Annotated in this window: 19 protein-coding genes and 1 rRNA gene; 15 read left to right on the top strand and 5 right to left on the bottom strand. The window is 31.7% G+C overall.

Features of this window, described 5'->3' with window-relative positions; genetic code table 11:
- Nucleotides 1-39: 39 nt before the first annotated feature.
- A complete protein-coding gene (locus tag LQ693_RS02215; RefSeq protein WP_025905630.1) occupies nucleotides 40-555 on the top strand; it encodes a type 1 glutamine amidotransferase domain-containing protein in 516 nt (171 codons plus the stop codon).
- 91 nt (nucleotides 556-646) lie between these two features.
- On the top strand, nucleotides 647-1,312 hold the full coding sequence (locus LQ693_RS02210) for a nuclease-related domain-containing protein (RefSeq protein WP_119475430.1): 666 nt from the start codon (nucleotides 647-649) through the stop codon (nucleotides 1,310-1,312).
- Between the two features lie 438 nt (nucleotides 1,313-1,750).
- On the opposite strand, the gene LQ693_RS02205 is transcribed toward LQ693_RS02210, so the two are convergent.
- Nucleotides 1,751-3,484 carry a pyruvate oxidase gene (locus LQ693_RS02205; RefSeq protein ID WP_119475432.1) on the bottom strand — a complete coding sequence of 578 codons (1,734 nt, stop codon included), beginning with the start codon at nucleotides 3,482-3,484 and terminating at the stop codon, nucleotides 1,751-1,753.
- Nucleotides 3,485-3,645: 161 nt separating this feature from the next.
- On the opposite strand from LQ693_RS02205, the gene sgtB reads away from it, so the two are divergent.
- The 5 genes from sgtB (at nucleotide 3,646) to LQ693_RS02180 (ending at nucleotide 7,997) form a co-directional block, all read left to right on the top strand.
- The gene (gene sgtB, locus LQ693_RS02200; RefSeq protein WP_103360890.1) at nucleotides 3,646-4,461 is read left to right on the top strand and encodes a monofunctional peptidoglycan glycosyltransferase SgtB; all 816 of its coding nucleotides are present in this window, start codon (nucleotides 3,646-3,648) and stop codon (nucleotides 4,459-4,461) included.
- An 82-nt stretch (nucleotides 4,462-4,543) separates the two neighbouring features.
- On the top strand, nucleotides 4,544-5,347 hold the full coding sequence (gene recX, locus LQ693_RS02195; protein ID WP_107572622.1) for a recombination regulator RecX: 804 nt from the start codon (nucleotides 4,544-4,546) through the stop codon (nucleotides 5,345-5,347).
- The gene (locus tag LQ693_RS02190; RefSeq protein ID WP_025905625.1) at nucleotides 5,340-5,657 is read left to right on the top strand and encodes a YfhH family protein; all 318 of its coding nucleotides are present in this window, start codon (nucleotides 5,340-5,342) and stop codon (nucleotides 5,655-5,657) included. Before recX ends, LQ693_RS02190 begins: the two co-directional genes overlap by 8 nt.
- 12 nt (nucleotides 5,658-5,669) lie before the next feature.
- Nucleotides 5,670-7,217, top strand: coding sequence for an ABC transporter ATP-binding protein (locus LQ693_RS02185; RefSeq protein WP_107565626.1), 1,548 nt, complete (start codon nucleotides 5,670-5,672; stop codon nucleotides 7,215-7,217).
- A 9-nt stretch (nucleotides 7,218-7,226) separates the two neighbouring features.
- A complete protein-coding gene (locus LQ693_RS02180) occupies nucleotides 7,227-7,997 on the top strand; it encodes an ABC transporter permease (protein ID WP_239703051.1) in 771 nt (256 codons plus the stop codon).
- A gap of 46 nt (nucleotides 7,998-8,043) precedes the next feature.
- Here the strand turns inward: LQ693_RS02180 and LQ693_RS02175 are convergent, their stop codons facing one another.
- On the bottom strand, nucleotides 8,044-9,018 hold the full coding sequence (locus LQ693_RS02175) for a metal-dependent hydrolase (RefSeq protein WP_103360893.1): 975 nt from the start codon (nucleotides 9,016-9,018) through the stop codon (nucleotides 8,044-8,046).
- A 93-nt stretch (nucleotides 9,019-9,111) separates the two neighbouring features.
- Between LQ693_RS02175 and mutY the strand changes: the two genes are divergently transcribed.
- From mutY to LQ693_RS02155, 4 genes are all read left to right on the top strand, one after another.
- Entirely contained in the window at nucleotides 9,112-10,143 is a 1,032-nt protein-coding gene (gene mutY / locus LQ693_RS02170; protein ID WP_107596604.1) for an A/G-specific adenine glycosylase, read from the top strand.
- Nucleotides 10,144-10,222: 79 nt separating this feature from the next.
- Nucleotides 10,223-10,771 carry a nucleoside tri-diphosphate phosphatase gene (ntdP, locus tag LQ693_RS02165; RefSeq protein ID WP_025907189.1) on the top strand — a complete coding sequence of 183 codons (549 nt, stop codon included), beginning with the start codon at nucleotides 10,223-10,225 and terminating at the stop codon, nucleotides 10,769-10,771.
- A 67-nt stretch (nucleotides 10,772-10,838) separates the two neighbouring features.
- Nucleotides 10,839-12,578, top strand: a complete 1,740-nt coding sequence (locus tag LQ693_RS02160; protein WP_103360895.1) for an ABC transporter ATP-binding protein — start codon at nucleotides 10,839-10,841, stop codon at nucleotides 12,576-12,578.
- Between the two features lie 66 nt (nucleotides 12,579-12,644).
- Nucleotides 12,645-14,231 carry an FMN-binding glutamate synthase family protein gene (locus tag LQ693_RS02155; protein WP_119494904.1) on the top strand — a complete coding sequence of 529 codons (1,587 nt, stop codon included), beginning with the start codon at nucleotides 12,645-12,647 and terminating at the stop codon, nucleotides 14,229-14,231.
- 36 nt (nucleotides 14,232-14,267) lie between these two features.
- Here the strand turns inward: LQ693_RS02155 and LQ693_RS02150 are convergent, their stop codons facing one another.
- Both LQ693_RS02150 and LQ693_RS02145 read right to left on the bottom strand, forming a co-directional pair.
- Nucleotides 14,268-15,362 (bottom strand): FUSC family protein, encoded by a 1,095-nt coding sequence (locus LQ693_RS02150; protein WP_103361888.1) that lies wholly within the window; start codon nucleotides 15,360-15,362, stop codon nucleotides 14,268-14,270.
- Between the two features lie 95 nt (nucleotides 15,363-15,457).
- The gene (locus tag LQ693_RS02145) at nucleotides 15,458-16,744 is read right to left on the bottom strand and encodes a glutamate-1-semialdehyde 2,1-aminomutase (RefSeq protein WP_107572617.1); all 1,287 of its coding nucleotides are present in this window, start codon (nucleotides 16,742-16,744) and stop codon (nucleotides 15,458-15,460) included.
- An 84-nt stretch (nucleotides 16,745-16,828) separates the two neighbouring features.
- Between LQ693_RS02145 and bcp the strand changes: the two genes are divergently transcribed.
- The 3 genes from bcp (at nucleotide 16,829) to perR (ending at nucleotide 18,777) form a co-directional block, all read left to right on the top strand.
- The gene (gene bcp / locus LQ693_RS02140) at nucleotides 16,829-17,287 is read left to right on the top strand and encodes a thioredoxin-dependent thiol peroxidase (RefSeq protein ID WP_037590541.1); all 459 of its coding nucleotides are present in this window, start codon (nucleotides 16,829-16,831) and stop codon (nucleotides 17,285-17,287) included.
- A gap of 5 nt (nucleotides 17,288-17,292) precedes the next feature.
- Entirely contained in the window at nucleotides 17,293-18,246 is a 954-nt protein-coding gene (locus LQ693_RS02135; RefSeq protein WP_107590906.1) for a phosphoglycerate dehydrogenase, read from the top strand.
- 78 nt (nucleotides 18,247-18,324) lie between these two features.
- On the top strand, nucleotides 18,325-18,777 hold the full coding sequence (gene perR / locus LQ693_RS02130; protein WP_239743611.1) for a peroxide-responsive transcriptional repressor PerR: 453 nt from the start codon (nucleotides 18,325-18,327) through the stop codon (nucleotides 18,775-18,777).
- 25 nt (nucleotides 18,778-18,802) lie between these two features.
- Here the strand turns inward: perR and LQ693_RS02125 are convergent, their stop codons facing one another.
- Nucleotides 18,803-19,243 (bottom strand): YgzB family protein, encoded by a 441-nt coding sequence (locus tag LQ693_RS02125; protein ID WP_037590543.1) that lies wholly within the window; start codon nucleotides 19,241-19,243, stop codon nucleotides 18,803-18,805.
- A 485-nt stretch (nucleotides 19,244-19,728) separates the two neighbouring features.
- On the opposite strand from LQ693_RS02125, the gene LQ693_RS02120 reads away from it, so the two are divergent.
- A 16S ribosomal RNA gene (locus LQ693_RS02120) occupies nucleotides 19,729-20,021 on the top strand; the annotation flags it as partial.

Raw genomic sequence — 20,021 nt, 5'->3', positions numbered from 1 at the left:
TAAATATTAGACATACTATGAAAGGAAGAGATTGATATTATGAGTAAAAAAGTAGCAGCAGTTGTAACAGATTTATTCGAGGACGTTGAATTAACAAGTCCACAAAAAGCATTAACTGATGCTGGACATGAAGTTGTTATTATTGGTGAAGAAAAAGGTAAAGAAATCACTGGTAAAAAAGGCGAAAAAGTTACAGTAGAAGTTGGTATTGATGAAGCAAATGCTGCAGATTATGATGCAGTCTTAATTCCTGGCGGATTTTCACCAGATTTATTACGTGGAGATGAACAAGGACGTTTTGGCGAATTTGTTAAACATTTCGTACAAAATGAAAAACCTTCATTTGCAATTTGCCACGGACCTCAATTATTAATTGATACAGATTTATTAAATGGCAGAACTGTTACTAGTTTCTTGTCAGTTAGAAAAGACTTACAAAATGCAGGTGCAAAAGTCGTTGACGAATCTGTAGTCGTTGACAATGGCATCGTCACAAGTCGAACTCCAGACGACTTAGAAGACTTTAACCGTGAATCACTTGCATTGCTTCAATAGATGCTTTGATGAGCCACTCACTTTTATAGTGAGTGGTTTTTTTGTGCAGGCTATTATATAATTTTTTTATAATATGTAAGGAGCGTGGTTTATGGAAAGTAAGCATGATACAAAGTATTTTCAATCATTAATAGGGCGCGCTGAATTAACCGAAAATATTTTGAAATCAATCCAAAATAAATCAAGTGGAAACGATGGCGAAAATTATTTTAGTGCCATTTTAGATTGTGTTACGGATATCGTATATTTGAATGACTTTCAATTTGCATACAATAGTCAAGTTCAAATAGATACAATCGTCATCGATGATTATGCAATATATTTATTCGAGATAAAGAATTATAAAGGCATTTATTATTTAGAAGACACGTTGTTAAAAAATAATTTTGGAAGTTCATTTACCTCACCGTTCATACAAATGGAACGAGCTAGAAATGAATTCAATAAACTATGTCACTATCTAGAAATTGGTAAACCCGTCATTTCAAAATTAGTCTTTACCAATCCTTACTTTAACTTTAAAAATAGAAACATATTAAAAGATCAAGTTATCTTACCCTCAGAATTAGGCTCCATTACCCAACTTTTTAAAAATCAAAATCAATCAGAAAATATAAGAATTAAACAGAAACTATTATCAGTAAGAAATTCATTTGATGCACAATACAGTAAAGGTGTGACAATACCGTTTGAACAAATCAAGCCAGGTATCAAATGTCCTCGATGTCATCGCATGTTCACAGTAAAAATTGAATAAGACAAACAGAAATGTACATGCCAATATTGTGAGTCTGTCATGGATAAAAAATATCTTTATGAATATAATTTGCAAGAACTGTATTATTTAAAACAAGAGCCATTCACAATCACCGAAGCAGTATGGTGGTTAGGAGGGAATAGTAAAACTACAATTCGAAGAGTATGTGAACAAAACTTCAAAAGTATAGGTAAAAGGTATAAGAAATTCTATATTTAGATTTAGATGAGTTAGCTAATTACCAGAATTCAGAATAATGGAAGTTACAGCGTTCTAATTACTACAATTCCTAAAAATGCACTTAACAACTCCCATCACAATTTACAAAATTCCACATCTCAGCACGCTATTTTAAAAATTTTATTGAAAATACTTAATTTTAACCCAATAGAAAAAGCAGTGAAGTTCGTCATAAACTTCACTGCTTTTTTATTTTTATTAGAAGAATCTTCTTATTAGTGTTTTGAGTGATGGCATTTTTTCGAGTCTGTTTTCTTCTAATGCTGTTCTTATTTCGAATTTTGCATATCCTTTTGCCTCGTCCCATATTATTTTACCTGGTAATGGGGCAGCATCTGGATCTACTTTTACGTTTACAACTACAGGTTTATTTGCATTTTTAGCTTTTTCAAGTGTAGGGGCGATATCTTCTACATCTACAACATTATAGCCTATACCGCCACAGCTATCTGCAAATTTAGCAAAGTCGATATCGCCTAAATCAATAGCATATTCTAACTCACCAGCTGCTTGTTGTTCATATTTTATGAATGCTAATTCTTGGTTATTTAATACGACGACGATAATTGGTAGTTTATATTGTACCGCTGTAACGAAGTCTTGCATAACCATTGCAAATCCACCGTCACCAGTGATAGCAATTGCTTGCTTATCTGGATTTGCGACTTTACTTGCAATCGCTCCTGGTAATGCACAGCCCATCGTACCTAACCAAGATGACGTGATAAATTTATGGTTGTGACCGAGTTGTAAATATCGTGTGCTCCATACTGTTGAAGTGCCGACGTCAACTGAAAATACTGTGTCATCTGTTGAAATTTTTTCGATTTCAGACATTAGTAATTCTGGTCTGATTGGTTTGCTGTCATTATTTCTATCTTCTTCTAACCATCTGTTCCATGCTTTCATATTTTCTTGGCATGCTTTTAAGAATTTACGACCAGTTACTTTTTCAGATGCTTCTGTTAAAGCAGCTAATACATTTTTTGTATCGCCTATTAAGCCGACATCGACATTAAAACGTTTGCCAATATTTGTTTGATTAATATCAATTTGTATACATGGTATATCCTTATCAGGTAAATAATCTACATATGGATAATTCGTACCAACTAAAATTAATAAATCAGCATCTTTAGACGCTTCAAATGCTGGTTTAGTACCAATTTTACCTAAGTTACCCATGAAATTAGGATGTTTATCCGGTATGATACCTTTTGCTGGTAATGTAATTAAACCAGGTGCATCGATATGATCTAAGAAGTTAAGTAATTCTTCCTTAGCATCTTTAGCACCAACACCAGTTAGGACGACCGGTTTTTCACTTTTATTTATAAGTTCTGCAGCTTTTTTAACATCTTCATCTTTAGCGTAAGTTACTGCATTTTCAAATTTATACGTTTCTCTAGGGACATTGTCTTCAATTTTCTCACCTAGAACATCACTTGGAATCGTTAATACTGCAACGCCTTTTTTAGCATATGCAGTTTTGATAGCTTCATCTACAATTTCATGTACATTTTCAGCTGATTCTAATTGTTTATTATAAACGGCTACATCTTCGAATAGGGCTGTCAAATTAACTTCTTGGAAGAATTTCGTGCCCAATAATTTCGAATCTGTTTGACCTGCTAAAACGAGCATAGGGACATTATCCATTTTAGCGTCATACATACCATTTAACATATGTATTGCGCCAGGACCACCAATACTTAATGCTACTGCTATCTTGCCTGTTAATTTGGCATAACTACTAGCAGCTAAAGTTGCAACTTCTTCGTGTCTTACATCATAGAATTTAATGTTATCTTCTTCTGTTTTAAGTGCATCTACGACTTTATCTATTGAATCACCAGGTATGCCATATACGTGGTCAATTTGCCAATTCTTTAAGACTTGTACGAGTGCTTTGTTTGCTTTAATTTTTGCCATTTAAAATTCCTCCTTATCGTTATCTATACCCAAATACGCTAAAAGTTATACTTATAAATAAGACTCAGGACTGATTTTGTTGTTTTTCAGTAAAAAGAAGTGTTTAAATTCATTATTACAAGCTATAATGATGTAAGAAATATGAATAAGGGAGAATACAGATGGGGCTATTTAAGAATAAGAAGAATGAAATACCACAACCTAATTCAGAAGAAGTTCAATATAGAAGATATCAACATTATTATCAAGAACCTGTACAGCCGAGAAAGAGAAAAAGAATTTCAAAGCTATTTGGTCTTGTAACAATACTTATTATACTTTCGATTGTTTTTTATTTAGCAGTTATGTATATGTGGTCAAGAACATCTGATGTTGATGATTTAGTAAAAATTGAAGATAAACAATCTTATGTTCAAGTTGAAGATATGCCTGATTATACTAAAAATGCTTTTGTAGCAGTTGAAGATAAACGATTTTATGATCATGATGGAATTGACTTAAGAGGTGTATCACGTGCGCTTGCTGTAAGTTTGAAAAATGGTGAACTTACACAAGGTGGAAGTACGATTACACAACAAGTCGTTAAAAACTATTTCTATACGAATGAAACGCAACTGACAAGAAAAGTGAAAGAGATGTTTGTGGCGAAACGTGTTGAAGATAAATATAGTAAGAATGATATTTTGAGTTATTATGTCAATAATATCTATTTCGGTCAAAATAATTATACGATTGAGGAAGCGGCAAATTATTACTTCGGTGCGACAGTCGATAAAAATAATCCAAACCTTCCTCAAGTAACGGTATTACAAAGTGCAATTTTAGCTAGTGTCGTAAATGCACCATCCAATTTTGATATTAATAATATTAGTGATAGTTATATGACACGTATCAAAACAACACTTGAAAAAATGAAACAACAGAATTATATTACTGAATCAGAGTATACTGAAGCTATAAATGAATTAAATCAATAATAAACACACTGAGTTAAGAGATTAAACTTTTAAACTCAGTGTGTTTTATTGTATCCTATATATATGTGTGGAGGGATGTAAAATGCTTAAAATAACTAAACTTGAAGTACAAAAGAAAAACAAAGAACGTTTAAATTTATTTATTAATAATGAATTTGAAATGGGTATTGATCAAGCAACATACATCTACTTTAATTTAAGAAAAGATTTAGAAATTACAAAAAGTAAGTTACAAGAAATTAAGGACTACGATCAATATAGACAGGCACTTAATCAAGCGATTGTCTATTTATCTCATAAAAAGCGTACGAAATATGAAGTAGAAAAATATTTAACTGACAAAGAATATGGCAGTGACTTAATTGATAGAGTGATAGAGTATTGTCAATCTAATAAATACATAGACCATAAAGATTATATTGAAAGTTTAAAAAACACCATTTTAAAAACAACGGATAAAGGTCCTGACCATTTTGAAAGAGTAGCTAAAGAAAAAGGTATAGAACAAGATTTAGTATACGAATTCAAAGAAAAGTTTGAAATGGAAATGTCGGAAGATCGAATTCCGAATATCGCAAAAAAGATTATGCAAAAAAAGAAACAACCTCCTAACCGTTTAAAACAAACGATTGTCCAAACACTTCAACAAAGAGGCTATGCTTTTTCATTAATCAATGAACATCTAACAGATTTGAATATTGAACCGACATCTGATGATGTTGAAAATATTTTGATGAAAGATTTGGAAAAGGTATATAATAAATATCAAAAGAAATATAATGGATATGAACTTAAGTCACATGTTATTCAAGCACTCGTAAGAAAAGGGTATACATTTGAAATGATTAATGACAAATTAGTAGAAAGTGGTATTGTAGATGAATAATGATAAAAAATTTGTTGAAATGACAGAATATGAACTAAAAAACGCAATTGCTGAATATCGCGAAAAGATGAGAAAATCAGAAATGATGGGTATACTAAATGAATATGAAGTATATAAGAGAAAAGCGCTCATAGCAGAAAGTTACCTTGTCGACACTTCAAAAATAGAAGTAGGAAAAGTATATGGCTTAATAGGTGACACACCTAGTTACTTTAAAGTAGAACGCATTAATGGTGTATTTGCTTGGGGATTTAGATTAAAAGGATCAAAAATTGAAGAAGGCATTCCTGTAAGTCTTCTACAACTATAATGGTGGTGCAGAATGACACAGCAAATATTACTGAGAGTTGTTAACGCAACTAAATATTATTATATAAGTAAAGAACAGAATAAATTTAAATCATTATTTAAGTTAAAGCACCTTAACAAGGACATTGTACTTAAAAATGTTACCGTGCATCTTTATAGAGGTGAAGTGCTGGGCATTATCGGCGATGATCAGTCTGGTAAAGAAATGATCAGTAAATTAATGATTAAAGAAGTTGCACCTAATTTAGGTAAAGTAACAAATCATGCGCAAACATTTTTAGCGGATGTTAGGCATAAAGCTGATGATCATCAAACATTGAATGAAATGATTATTCGTACTTTGAGTTTATCCGGTGTAGAAATTAGAGACATTACGACGATTCAAAGACAAATATTAAGCTTTGCTAAATTATCGGATAAAGCTTCAAAGACGTGCCAAGATATTAATGAAGCGGAATATGCTCAATTATTAGTTAGTATAGCCAAATATATGAGACCTACCGTTGCAATTTTTACTAATATCATTCAATACTTAGACGAATCATTTCAGAAGAAGTTCCATGAATTTTTAAATGAACAAAAAGAATATGATCGTGCTGCTGTCGTAATCGATGACCATATACACTCAATTGAGAAGATGAGTAACTATCTTATCTGGTTAACTTATGGTCAAGTTAGAAAAGAAGGTACCGTTAAAGAAGTATTAGGTCATTACCGAGAATATCATAAGAAATATAATCAAATTCAAGATAAAGACCAAAAAGAACTTTACGATCTTAAATGGAAGATGTCTCAGCAAGAACTTCCTATAGCGCACGGCGAAGGTTATAAAAGAATGCGTAAATATCAATACGGTAGAGTGCCGAAATCTATTGAGAAAATGATATTTTATGGCTTAACATTTATCTTTGGTGCTACATTAGCAGCACTATTTATGTTTATAGGTGTAGGGAGCTCTCCTACAGAAAAAGAAGTTACATCAAAACAGGTCATCACAACAAATAGTGAACCTAAATACATAGATAAGTCAGCTTATGTCCTATCGCTAAAACATGATACAGAACTCACACCTTCATCCAAAGGCTCAAAGTTGAAATTACCTCAATATAGTTTTGTAGATGTAACAGGTGAAAATCAATCTAATTATAGACTTGAAGTAGATGACAAGACTTATATCTCTAAAAAGAATAACTTGTACTTTTTCAATCCGGCAGGACTATATGAAGACGTTGATTGGTCAGATTTAGAAGATTATGTTGATGATAGTTATTTAAATTATATTGATTTTTATAACAGCTTTATGCATAAATCACATAAGAAAGTTTCTGAGACCATTACAGCTGATAAAGCAAACCGATTTAATGAACAAATGGAAGGCCAAAAAGTACATATGGTTTTCAACAGTGACAATCAATTAACTGGTTTTACATTTGATATGAAAAACAAAGCTAAATTAGTTAAGAAATACAATATTTCAAGTGACACTTGGGTCGTTAAATCAAGAGATGGCTTTATGATAGCAGACTTAGCAGAAAACAAATGGATTTTTATACAATTATAGGAGGTCAATATGAACGAATTATTTGAACAACATATTAAACATTTTCCACATATGCTTAAATATTGCTTCTATGAAGTTAAAACTCATTATAAATATTATGTATCTGCTTTTGCTATCATGTTAGTATTATTGATCTTCACATATTTGAAGTTATGGATTACTGATGCGATAGATGTACAACAATCAACGTCTTATTATAAGTTGATTGGCTTTTTCGCTTACATGTGGGTCTTTTTATCACTTTTTAATTCTGAAAAGACAGTCAGAAAACAAGGGGCACTTTATAATAGATTATCAGTACCGTACTATGTTGGCGCTTCTTCACAAGTATTTTTAACAATGATCATATTCTTGATTGTTGTAACGCTTATTGGGATTGTTTCAACATTTTCGACATCAAATTTAATCGAAATTAACCATTTAGGATTTTTCTATTATTTAGTAATGGCATACATATTACTTGTACCAGTAGCATCGATTATTGGTGTGTTTGGTAAATATGTATATTCTGCACGGTTTATCGTTTTCGGATTATTGATTGTATTATTATTTGTCGTACCGATATTGTACGTACCTAATAATATGTATGCAGTTTGGGTTAATGTTTTAAAACTCAATCCATTATTCTATATTATTAATGGGTTCCAACAATCAATGGTGTTAGGTAACGCATCCGTTACGAATTTGCCATATCATATTCTGTTCTATTTTGAAGTAGCATTTATCTATTTAGCTTGGATCAATATTAATAAAGCTTATAAAACTGAATACTTTAAATAAAAAATAAGGCTGAGACGATCTAACCGTCTCAGCCTTATTTGTGTTTCTATGCTTCAAGTTTTTTCATTAATTTCTCCTCGGTAAATACCCAGCCGATATATGAGTTTGTCACTTTCATATCATCATCTAAATGTAGTATAGCTACAAATGGGTAATGACCATTCTTCAAATATCTTAAATCAATAAATCTTAGTTCTGTTGTTTTTTTATCTATTCTTGTAACTTCCCATCGATAAATAGAACTGAAACTTAAGAAAGATCTTAAATTCTCATCATATTTAGCATAAGCCATTATATGGTCATTCGGGAATGCTTGTCTTTTGAATACATCATTAAATGCTACGTTACGACCATAACTACGTCCAACATAATCATGTGTTTCAGTTTGAATAGCAATTCGCCATTCCATAAATCGTATTGTCGGTGCAACAAATATTTTAACGGGATTATCTTCTTGTTGTATTTGTTTTAAAGCTTGGTCTTTTATCGCTTTTTGTAATATAAATCGCACAATATAATAGAATATTAACAAGAAGTATAATGTACCAAAGGCAATGCCAGCATTAACACCGAGTGTCCAGAGCAGTATGGCAACTAAGTGTGCTACAAAGATAATGGGGTCAAACGTATTAATAATACTTAATTGAATCCATTTATTAGATATCGGTCTAAGCGCCTGTGTACCATATGAATTAAAAATATCTACAAAAACATGAAAGAATACGGCAAATTGCGTCCATAACCAAATATGCAAGACATCTACTCCTGGAAAGATAACGAATATTAGAAACGTTAATATTAAAGGCCATAATAATGTAAAAGGTATAGAATGAGTGATACCTCTATGGTTTTTAACATATATCGCATTATTTTTTAATTTTAATACTGTATCAATATCAGGTATTTGTGATCCAACCATTATACCAGTTGCCACTGCAGCAAATGTAGGTGTAACATGTGGATCTAATGTCGCAAGACCAGTTAACGCAACACCCATGACAACGTGTGTACCAGTATCCATAAAAATCACCACTTTACTTTAATCTATATGATATATATTATATAGCATATGCATAGTAATCTGAAAGCAATTCACAAGAAAGTAGTGTCATAAATGATAGAAACGAAACAATTTAAAGACGATTTGCTTAATTGGTTTCATAAAAATAAACGACAAATGCCGTGGAGAGAAACATCAAATCCATATTATATTTGGTTAAGTGAAGTAATGTTGCAACAAACACAGGTTAATACGGTTCGACCATATTACAAAGCATTTATTGAGCGTTTCCCAACTATAGAAAGTTTGAGTGAAGCAAACGAAGAAGATGTACTTAAATATTGGGAAGGTTTAGGTTATTATTCTAGGGTTAGAAATTTTCAAGAAGCGGTTAAAGAAGTTCACCATAGTTTTCACGGATTAGTACCAGATAACCCTGATGATTTTAAAAAGTTAAAAGGTGTTGGACCATATACAAATGCAGCAGTTATGAGTATCGTGCATAATCATCCGATACCAGCAGTTGATGGTAATGTGTTAAGAGTGTGGAGTAGATTGACTGGTAATGACAGTGATATAGCTGCACCGAAGACGAAAAAATTATATGAAGATGAATTACAGCCATTTGTAGAAGACCATTCAGGAGATTTTAATCAAGCAATGATGGAATTAGGAGCAACCATTTGTACACCTAAAAAGACTTTATGTATTATGTGTCCTGTTCAAAAACATTGTTATGCATTTGCTAATGGTGTAGTGGATGAATTACCAGTTAAAAAGAAAAAAATAAAGAAAAAGACAATTGATTTTAACGTATTATATATCACGAATCGTTCTGGCGAGATATTAGTACGCCAAAGAGATACAAAATTATTAAATGGCATGTGGGAATTTCCAATGTTTGAAGCTGATGAAAGTATACACAGCATTGAAGAAACATTAGATGCAGTCATGGATATCGATCAAACGCCTGAATTTACAACTAAGCATGTTTTTACACATATGACATGGAATATGAATGTATACCGAGCGCATACTCAAAAAAGTGATTTTAATTACCCATATAAATGGATAAAAAAAGAAGAAAAAGACCAGTTATCATTTTCAACATCTATGAGTAAAATTTTTAATCAGCTCAATGGATAATGACAAGAAACATAATTTTAGCTTATTTATTTAAATATGATATAATAACTTGGTAAATATTTAAAAGGTGGTGTGGAACATGGTCAAAGAATCCATACCAAAAGAAGGCCAAGTAATTAAAATACAAAGTTATAAACATGATGGTAATATACATCGTGTGTGGTCTGAAACAACAATTCTTAAAGGTACGAGTCATGTTATTATCGGTGGGAATAATCGTACACTCGTAACAGAAAGTGATGGTAGAACTTGGGTAACAAGGGAACCAGCGATTGTTTATTTCCATTCAGAATATTGGTTTAACGTCATTTGTATGTTCCGCGAAGACGGTGTTTATTATTATTGTAATTTATCATCACCATTTGTTTGTGATGAAGAAGCGATTAAATATATCGATTATGATTTAGACATTAAAGTTTATCCAAGCGGCAAATATCATTTGTTGGATGAAGATGAATATAAACAACATATGAAACAAATGAATTATCCTAAAGACATTGATGTAATACTTAGAAGAAATGTTGATATTCTACAACAATGGATTGAACGCAAGAAAGGACCATTTGCGCCAGACTTTATTAAAGTTTGGCAAGAAAGATTTCATTCAATTGATAGACGTAATTCTTGAGAATGAAAATATCACAGCCTAGCTAAAGCTAGGCTGTTTCGTTTGGACTAAGATTGGGGGAACAATAATGATTAAAAGGTATTTACAATTTGTAAAACCATACAAATGGCATATTGTAGGTACGATTATCATTGGAATTTTGAAATTTGGTATCCCATTATTACTTCCATTACTGATTAAATATGTAATCGATGATGTCATTAATAATGGTGCACTATCAATTGGACAAAAAACAGAAAAATTAACATATGCAATGTTAATTATGGGATTTATATTTGTTGTACTAAGACCACCTATAGAATACTTCAGACAATATTTAGCACAATGGACATCTAATAAAATTCTGTATGATATTCGTAAAAAATTATACACACATCTACAGGCATTAAGCTCAAGATTTTATGCTAATAATAAAGCAGGGGAAGTTATATCAAGAGTAATTAATGATGTTGAACAAACTAAAGACTTTATCCTTACAGGACTTATGAATGTTTGGTTAGATTTAGTAACAATCGTCATCGCATTAAGTATTATGTTTGTTTTAGATATTAAATTAACATTTACGGCAATTGCGATTTTCCCAGTATTTATATTTAGTATTTATTACTTCTTCGGAAAATTACGTAGTTTAACGAGAAGAAGATCGCAAAGTTTAGCAGAACTTCAAGGATTTCTTCATGAACGTGTTTCAGGGATGTCTGTTATAAAAAGTTTTGCTATAGAAAAAAATGAAGAAAAACGATTTGATAAAAGGAACCAAAACTTCTTAACTAAAGCAACTGATCATACGAAATGGAATGCCAAATCATTTGCAGTTATTAATACAGTCACAGATATTGGTCCATTATTGGTAGTAGGTATCGGTGGTTTTCTTGTTATTCAAGGGAATTTAACTGTTGGGACATTAGCAGCATTTGTAGCATATCTTGAACAGTTATACGGACCTTTAAGAAGATTGGTTTCATCATCTACAACTTTAACGCAAAGTATCGCTTCAATGGACAGAGTATTTCATTTGTTTGATGAAAAATATGATGTCAAAAATGAAGATGACGCACGAGACATTGTCATTAAAGAAGGGCACATTACGTTTGATGACGTATCTTTTAAATATAATGATTATGAAGATGAAGTGCTCAAACATATTAACTTAGATATTAATAAAGGTGAAACGGTCGCATTTGTAGGTATGAGTGGTGGCGGTAAATCAACACTTATTAGTTTACTGCCAAGATTCTATGATGTGACGAAAGGTAGCATTAGTATTGATAATCATAACGTTAAAGATTTCACAACTGAAAGTCTCAGAAATCAAGTAGGTATGGTTGAGCAAGATAATATTTTATTCTCTGATTCTATTAAAGAAAATATTTTATTAGGAAAACCAAATGCAACTGACGAAGAAGTTATAGAGGCAAGTAAAAAAGCAAATGCACATGACTTTATTATGTCATTACCAAATGGTTATGATACAGAAGTCGGCGAACGTGGTGTGAAATTATCAGGTGGACAAAAACAAAGAGTATCTATTGCAAGAATATTCTTGAATAATCCTCCTGTGTTAGTACTTGATGAAGCGACGAGTGCACTTGATTTAGAAAGTGAAAAAATCATCCAAGATGCACTTGAAATATTAAGTACTGAAAGAACGACTTTAATCGTTGCGCATAGATTATCAACGATTACACATGCGGATAAAATAGTTGTTATTCAAAATGGACAAATTGAAGAAGTTGGTTCACACAAAGAATTAATGGCAGCACAAGGAAGTTATTACAACTTATATAATATTCAATCGTTCGGGTAAAATTACAACACCCCCTCATTCTATGCTATTATTAATTTAATAGAGATAGACTGAGGGGGAATTTTTATGACTTTTTTAAGCATACTACAATTGATTGTGAATATTTTATTCTTTGTCATCATTATTGGTGGTATTATTGCCTGTATTTCTTTGTATGTTATAGATAAAAGGCAAAAGCATCATAGTGTATTAAGAAATTACCCTGTACTTGGTAGAGTGAGATACTTTTTAGAAAGTATAGGACCAGAACTTAGACAGTATTTAATATTAAATGATAATGCTGGAAAACCATTTTCAAGAAAACAATATTTAAATATCGTCATGCCAGGTAAATATAAAAATAGAATCGAAAGTTTTGGGTCGTTGAGAAAATTTGAAGAGCCAGGATTTTATTTACAAAATACAATGTTTCCAGTAGACCATGACGAATTAGAAATTAACCAAGATGAACAAATGTCTACTTTTATCTATGAAATTTCTAATGAAGGACTTTTTGATCGTAAAGAAGAACAAAAACAAAAAGATGTTGATCCATATAAATTAACAACAGATAACCAGATAATTATAGGTGGTGACTTAAAACATCCATTTATCGTTAATAGGTTGGTTGGACAATCAGGTATGAGCTATGGTGCACTAGGTAAAAATGCAATTACTGCATTGTCAAAAGGTTTGGGCAGAAGCGGTTCATGGATGAATACAGGAGAAGGAGGATTAAGCAATCATCATTTAAGTGGAGATTGTGATATCATCTTTCAAATAGGACCAGGTTTATTTGGCGTTCGAGATAAAGAAGGGAATTTTGATGAGAAAGAATTTTTTGAAAAAGCTAACATGAAACAAGTGAAGGCATTTGAATTAAAGTTAGCGCAAGGTGCCAAAACGAGAGGTGGACATATTGAAGGGGCAAAAGTAACAGAAGAAATTGCTGAAATTAGAAATGTAACGCCTTTTGAAACAGTTAACTCACCTAATAGGTTTGAATTTCTTCATAATAATAAAGAGTTGTTACAATTTGTACAGAGGTTAAGAGAACTATCTGACAAACCAGTTGGCATAAAAATAGTTGTCGGAAACATAAATGATTTAAAGAAATTAATACATGAAATGGTATCATCAAACATTATTCCTGATTTTATTACAGTCGACGGTGGAGAAGGTGGAACAGGTGCGACTTATCAAGAACTTGTCGATACAGTTGGTTTGCCATTATTTTCTGCATTACCAATATTAGATGTAGAACTTAAAAAATTTAAAATAAGGGATAAAGTGAAAGTATTTGCATCTGGAAAACTTATCACACCTGATCAAATTGCTATTGCTTTAGCGTTAGGTGCAGACCTCGTTAATGTAGCAAGAAGTTTAATGATTAATGTAGGTTGTATTATGGCTCAACAATGTCATACAAATAATTGTCCAGTAGGTGTAGCTACTACAGATCCAAAAAAAGAATCTGCTTTAGTTGTATCAGAAAAAGAATACAGAGTTTCAAATTATATTGTGAGTTTACATGAAGGGTTATTTAATTTAGCAGCAGCAGTAGGTGTGAAAAGTCCTAATCAAATAAATGAAAACCATTTATTATATAGAAGTGCTAATGGAAATGTCATGAATGTTAATCAATATAAAAAAACCATATATAAAGAGAATTAAAAATAGACCTGAACAGTTATCTGTTCAGGTCTACTTTTATAAATCAAAATCTTCATCTTCAATTTGTATGTCGCTATCTTCTGGATGAAATTTGAAATAACTAGAAGATAATTTGTCTAAATGTAAAATAGTCGCTTTATAATCTAACATTGCTGAAATAACTTGCATGACGTTCTCAATATAGTAATCTTCTTGATCAGGATTTTCCATAATATCTTTAATGAATATTTCCATTAAATCTTCTTTATAAGGTTCTACTAAATAATCAGGAACTTGATCAATTTCGTGTTTAGCTTTTTGTGATATCCTTACTAATATTTGTTCATGCTGTGCCATCAGTTCATCCAGTTCAAACTTCATTTGTACTTTGAGATCATCATTTAAGTTATGAATATCGTTTTCGTAACGATTCATTTTCCTTAATACTTCATATGCTCTACGTGTTGATGCAATAATCTCTTTGAAAAGAATCTTCTTACGCATTTGACTAAAAGCTTGTTTCTTAGTGTAAGCTCTTTCTTCTTTATAATATAAATAAAATTGTTCAAGCTTTACGATACGTGTTCTGATTGTTTCTAAATCTTGCTTTACGTAGTGAAACTCAGTTGTACTATTTAACACTAATCTAAACCATTTAAATATATCAGTAGAAATATTAAGTGAGTTATAATACATTTTAGTTTCGAATTTCGGTGGTAAAAACGTAAAGTTAACAAGGAAAGCACTTAACACACCAATCATAACTAAGACGAAACGATAGAACGCAGAGATATAGAAATCTCCTTCGTGATGTCCAAGTATGATTAAAGCTGTTACAACTGCTAAGTTAGAAACATGTTGTAGATTAAATTTGTAAAGTATTGAAATAATGATAATCGCTGTTAAGCCTATAAATACAACATTGTTACCAAATATAGAGAATATGGCAACAGCTGTAATCGCACCAATAACATTACCTTGAAATTGTTCTACAATCGTTTTGAACGAACGATAGACACTTGGTTGCATGGCGACCATTGCAGCAACACCAGCTATTGATGTTATCATTGCCGGTCCTGGGAGTAAATTAGCTATAAATATTGCTAGGACAATCGCGATACCAGTTTTAAATATTCTTGCCCCAAATTTCATAGAACCATTCCTTTTTGTTTTTAAAACAGGGTTGTAACAAATATCACAAGCCTAGTATATATTGGTTATACAACGTTTTGGCTAACTTTTCAAGTTTATAATTGAGAGAAAGCGTAATCAACTGCATTTAATGTTTGATTTATGTCTTCTTCAGTATGTTCAGTTGTTAAGAACCATGCTTCATATTTAGAAGGTGCTAAATTAATACCTTGATTTAACATTAACTTAAAGAATTTTGCGAACTGTTCACCGTCAGTATTTTCCGCTTGAACATAGTTTTCAACTTTTTCGTCTGTAAAGTAAAGTGTTAAAGCACCTTTGATTCGATTAACTGTTGCTTTAACGTTATGCTTTTTAATTAATTCCAATAAACCTTCTTCTAATTGTTGACCTAATTGATCCAATTTATCGTAAACACCAGGTTGTTCCAATATTTCTAATAAAGCAATTCCAGCTCTCATTGAAAGTGGGTTACCCGCCATTGTACCTGCTTGGTATGCTGGACCAAGTGGTGCAACATGTTCCATGATTTCTTGACGTCCACCATATGCACCGATTGGTAAGCCGCCTCCAATAACTTTACCAAATGCAGTTAAGTCAGGATAAACGCCTAATAAATCTTGTGCAGCACCGTAATGGAATCTAAATGCTGTAATAACTTCATCATAAATAACTAAACCACCGTATTGATGTGTTACTTCATTTACTGCTTCTAAAAAGCCTTCTTTAGGCTCAACCATACCAAAGTTTCCAACGATTGGTTCTACTAAAACACCAGCAACTTGATCGCCCCAATGTTTCATAGCTTCTTTAAATGAATCTATATCATTAAAAGGAACTGTAATAACTTCTTGTGCTACACTTTTCGGTACACCAGCAGAATCAGGTGTGCCAAGTTGAGATGGGCCACTTCCTGCAGCAACAAGCACTAAGTCAGAATGTCCGTGATAACATCCAGCGAATTTAATGATTTTATCTCGCTTAGTATAAGCGCGTGCAACTCTAATTGTTGTCATAACAGCTTCAGTACCAGAGTTTACAAATCTAATTTTTTCTAATGATGGAATAGCATTTCGTAGTTTTTTAGCAAACGTAATTTCATATTCAGTAGGTGTACCGAATAATACACCATCTTCAGCTGCAGCTTTTATAGCTTCCGTTATATGTGGATGTGCATGTCCAGCTATGATTGGTCCATATGCTTGAAGATAGTCAATATATTTATTGCCATCAACATCGTAAAAATACGCACCTTTACCTTTTTGCATAACTAAAGGTGCGCCACCACCTACAGCTTTATATGAACGAGATGGTGAATTGACACCACCAAGAATATATTCATTTGAAAGTGTTTGTAAGTACTCACTTTTTGTAAATTCCATATTATCAACCTCTTTTAATTTAATTATTTTCATTTATATCGTATCATAAAATTAAACATCTATCGTTTATAAGGAGTGTAAAATATGATACAAATTGGTGAAAAATTTCCGGATTTCAAGTTAAAGAATCAAAATGGTGAATTAATTAGTAATGAGGACTTAAAAGGATCTAAAGTCGTTGTTTATTTTTACCCTAGAGATAACACACCGACATGTACGACAGAAGCATGTGATTTTAGAGATAATTTAGAAGATTTTAATGAATTAAATACGAAAGTTTATGGTATTAGTGGAGATAGTGAAAAGAAACATGCTAATTTTTCTAATAAACATAATTTGAATTTTGATTTACTAGTAGATGAAGATTATAAGCTTTCTGAAGAAGTAGGGGTATATCAATTGAAGAAATCATTTGGTAAAGAATCAATGGGGATTGTTAGAACGACTTTTGTGTTAGATGAAGAAGGTACTGTCATACATAAAATTGACAAAGTAAAAGTTAAAACTCAGATTGAAGACTTAAAAAACTTTATAAAGGAATGATATAAATGAAAGTCGTTACTTTAATGAGGCTAAAAGAACAAGAAGAGAGACTAAAAGAAACATTTCCTAATGTAGATTTTAAATTTTATAAGCATCCGAATGAAGCACGTGATGAAGATTTAGAAGATGTTGATGTATTAGTTAGTTATCATGGAGAAGTGAATCCTTCATTTTTAGATAAATGTAAGAATATCAAACTAATCACATGGTTTGCTACAGGGGTGAATCAATTACCTCTAGGTTATATTCAAGATAGAGGAATTAAACTGACTAATGCAAGAGGGGTACACGCCATTCAAATCGCTGAATTTATTTTTGCATATATTCTAAATGATATTAAATTATTCAGTACTTCATATGAGTCTCAAAAGAAACGTGAATTTAATCATAAGCTTAAACCTGATTCAATAAATGAAAAGACGATTCTATTTTTAGGTACAGGCAAGATTCCGCAAAGAACTGCTGAAGTTGCTAAAGCATTTAATATGAAGGTTATTGGTATAAATATAACTGGACATGATGTTCCTGGGTTTGATGAAGTTTATTCTATAGAAGAAAGACGTCATGTATATCATAAAGCTGACTTTGTTGTGAATGTATTACCTGAAACAGAAGATACGATACATTTATTACAGAAAGAAGACTTTAAACATATGAATGAAGATACACATTTTATAAATGTAGGTAGAGGTACTGTCGTATCAGAAAGTGTCTTATATGAAGCATTGGATAGTAAAGAAATTAGATATGCATCTTTAGATGTATTTGAAGAGGAACCATTACCTGAAAATTCTAGACTATATGATTTAGATAATGTGTTTATCACAGCTCATATTACAGGTAATGATCTTAACAATTTAAAGAGAAGTACAGATATTCTAATTGAAAATCTCAAACATATTGAAAATGATGAGTCAGATAAGTTAATAAACATTGTTAACTCAGAAGCGGGATACTGATTAATTGTTTGACAAAATGCTACTAAAAGGGATATATTATAAATAATAATCATTATAAATTAGAAGGTGGGTGTAAGGATGCAAAAAAATATTGAGAATGTTGAACATATGTTAGACGATGCAATTGGTACTTTAAGAAGTACTGGTGTTAGAATTACACCACAACGTCAATCGATACTTCAATATTTAATCGAAACAGATAGTCATCCTACTGCTGATGAAATTTATCAGTCACTTTCACCACAATTTCCAAATATGAGTGTTGCTACAGTTTATAATAACTTAAAAGTTTTTAAAGAAACTGGGCTTGTTAAAGAATTAACATACGGTGACGCTTCAAGTCGTTTTGATTTTGAAACACATAATCACTATCATATTATCTGTGATCAATGTGGTAAGATATCTGATTTTCATTATCCACGATTAGATGAAGTAGAACAATTGGCACAACATGTCACTAGTTTTTCAGTAACGCACCACAGAATGGAAATATATGGTGTTTGTCCAGAATGTCAAAACAAGAATAAATAAAACAAAAAGCTAAAGGCGGATGCCTTTAGCTTTTTTTCTTTTCTTCAGTATGTTCTTCAGTTTGCTGCTCTTCTAGTTTCTTAGATTTGCGCTTATTATTATAATCTTGATTAAAGGCTTTACCCTCTAAATTCTTATCTAATGTAAGAGGTTGATTACAATTAGCACAAATATCTGCTCGTCCTAACATTTTTGTATAATGATCACAGTTTGGACATTGCACTTGTATAGTCCGAGAACTCAACATGCCAATCCAAAAGTAAACTATAAATGAAAGACCAAGAGCTAACATTCCTAAAACTAAGAATATACTAAATACAATTTGGCTCTTAAAATAGTAAAAGAAGAATACACCTATGTACATAACAATCATACCTAAGAAGATTAATCCTAATGCAAAAGATCTAATTCTATTTATTTTACTAGTAGGTTTTTTGCGAAATAGCTTCAAATCTATTCCCTCCATACTTATTAATACTGATAAAGTATAGCATAATTTCTATTAAAATATATAGTCCCTAATAAAGCGAAATAATACACAATTTTGTTTATATAAATCGTTGACGTATAGTATATATCTTGATATTATATAAAAGTCGTCAAAACAGACAGACATCGCAAAATAAAACGATTGTTAAAAAGGTTAATAAAGTGTAAATTTAACGCTTGAAATTAACTAAATAACAATGTAATATAAATTATGCAAGTTGATTGAAACGGAAACGACCACTTGAAAAGCTGAGTCAAACCGAACAAAACAAATTATTATTTTTTAAAAATAATACTTGACTTGATATTTAATAACTAGTATAATTGTTTCTTGTAGCGATTAAAATGAACATTGAAAACTGAATGACAATATGTCAACGTTAATTCCAATAATTGAGTACTGAAAGTACTTCAGAGTGATTGGCTTAACCAATCAAAAATGAGCTTATCAAGCTTACTTCTTTTATGGAGAGTTTGATCCTGGCTCAGGATGAACGCTGGCGGCGTGCCTAATACATGCAAGTCGAGCGAACAGATGAGAAGCTTGCTTCTCTGATGTTAGCGGCGGACGGGTGAGTAACACGTGGGTAACCTACCTATAAGACTGGGATAACTCCGGGAAACCGGGGCTAATACCGGATAATATTTTGAACCGCATGGTTCGATAGTGAAAGACGGTTTCGGCTGTCACTTATAGATGGACCCGCGCCGTATTAGCTAGTTGGTAAGGTAACGGCTTACCAAGGCGACGATAC

The organism is Mammaliicoccus sp. B-M6 (assembly GCF_022386965.1).
In the GTDB taxonomy this organism is placed as follows: domain Bacteria; phylum Bacillota; class Bacilli; order Staphylococcales; family Staphylococcaceae; genus Mammaliicoccus; species Mammaliicoccus sciuri_A.
Note: the sequence above shows the minus strand (reverse complement) of the source record. Positions and strands in the feature narration are given on the sequence as shown.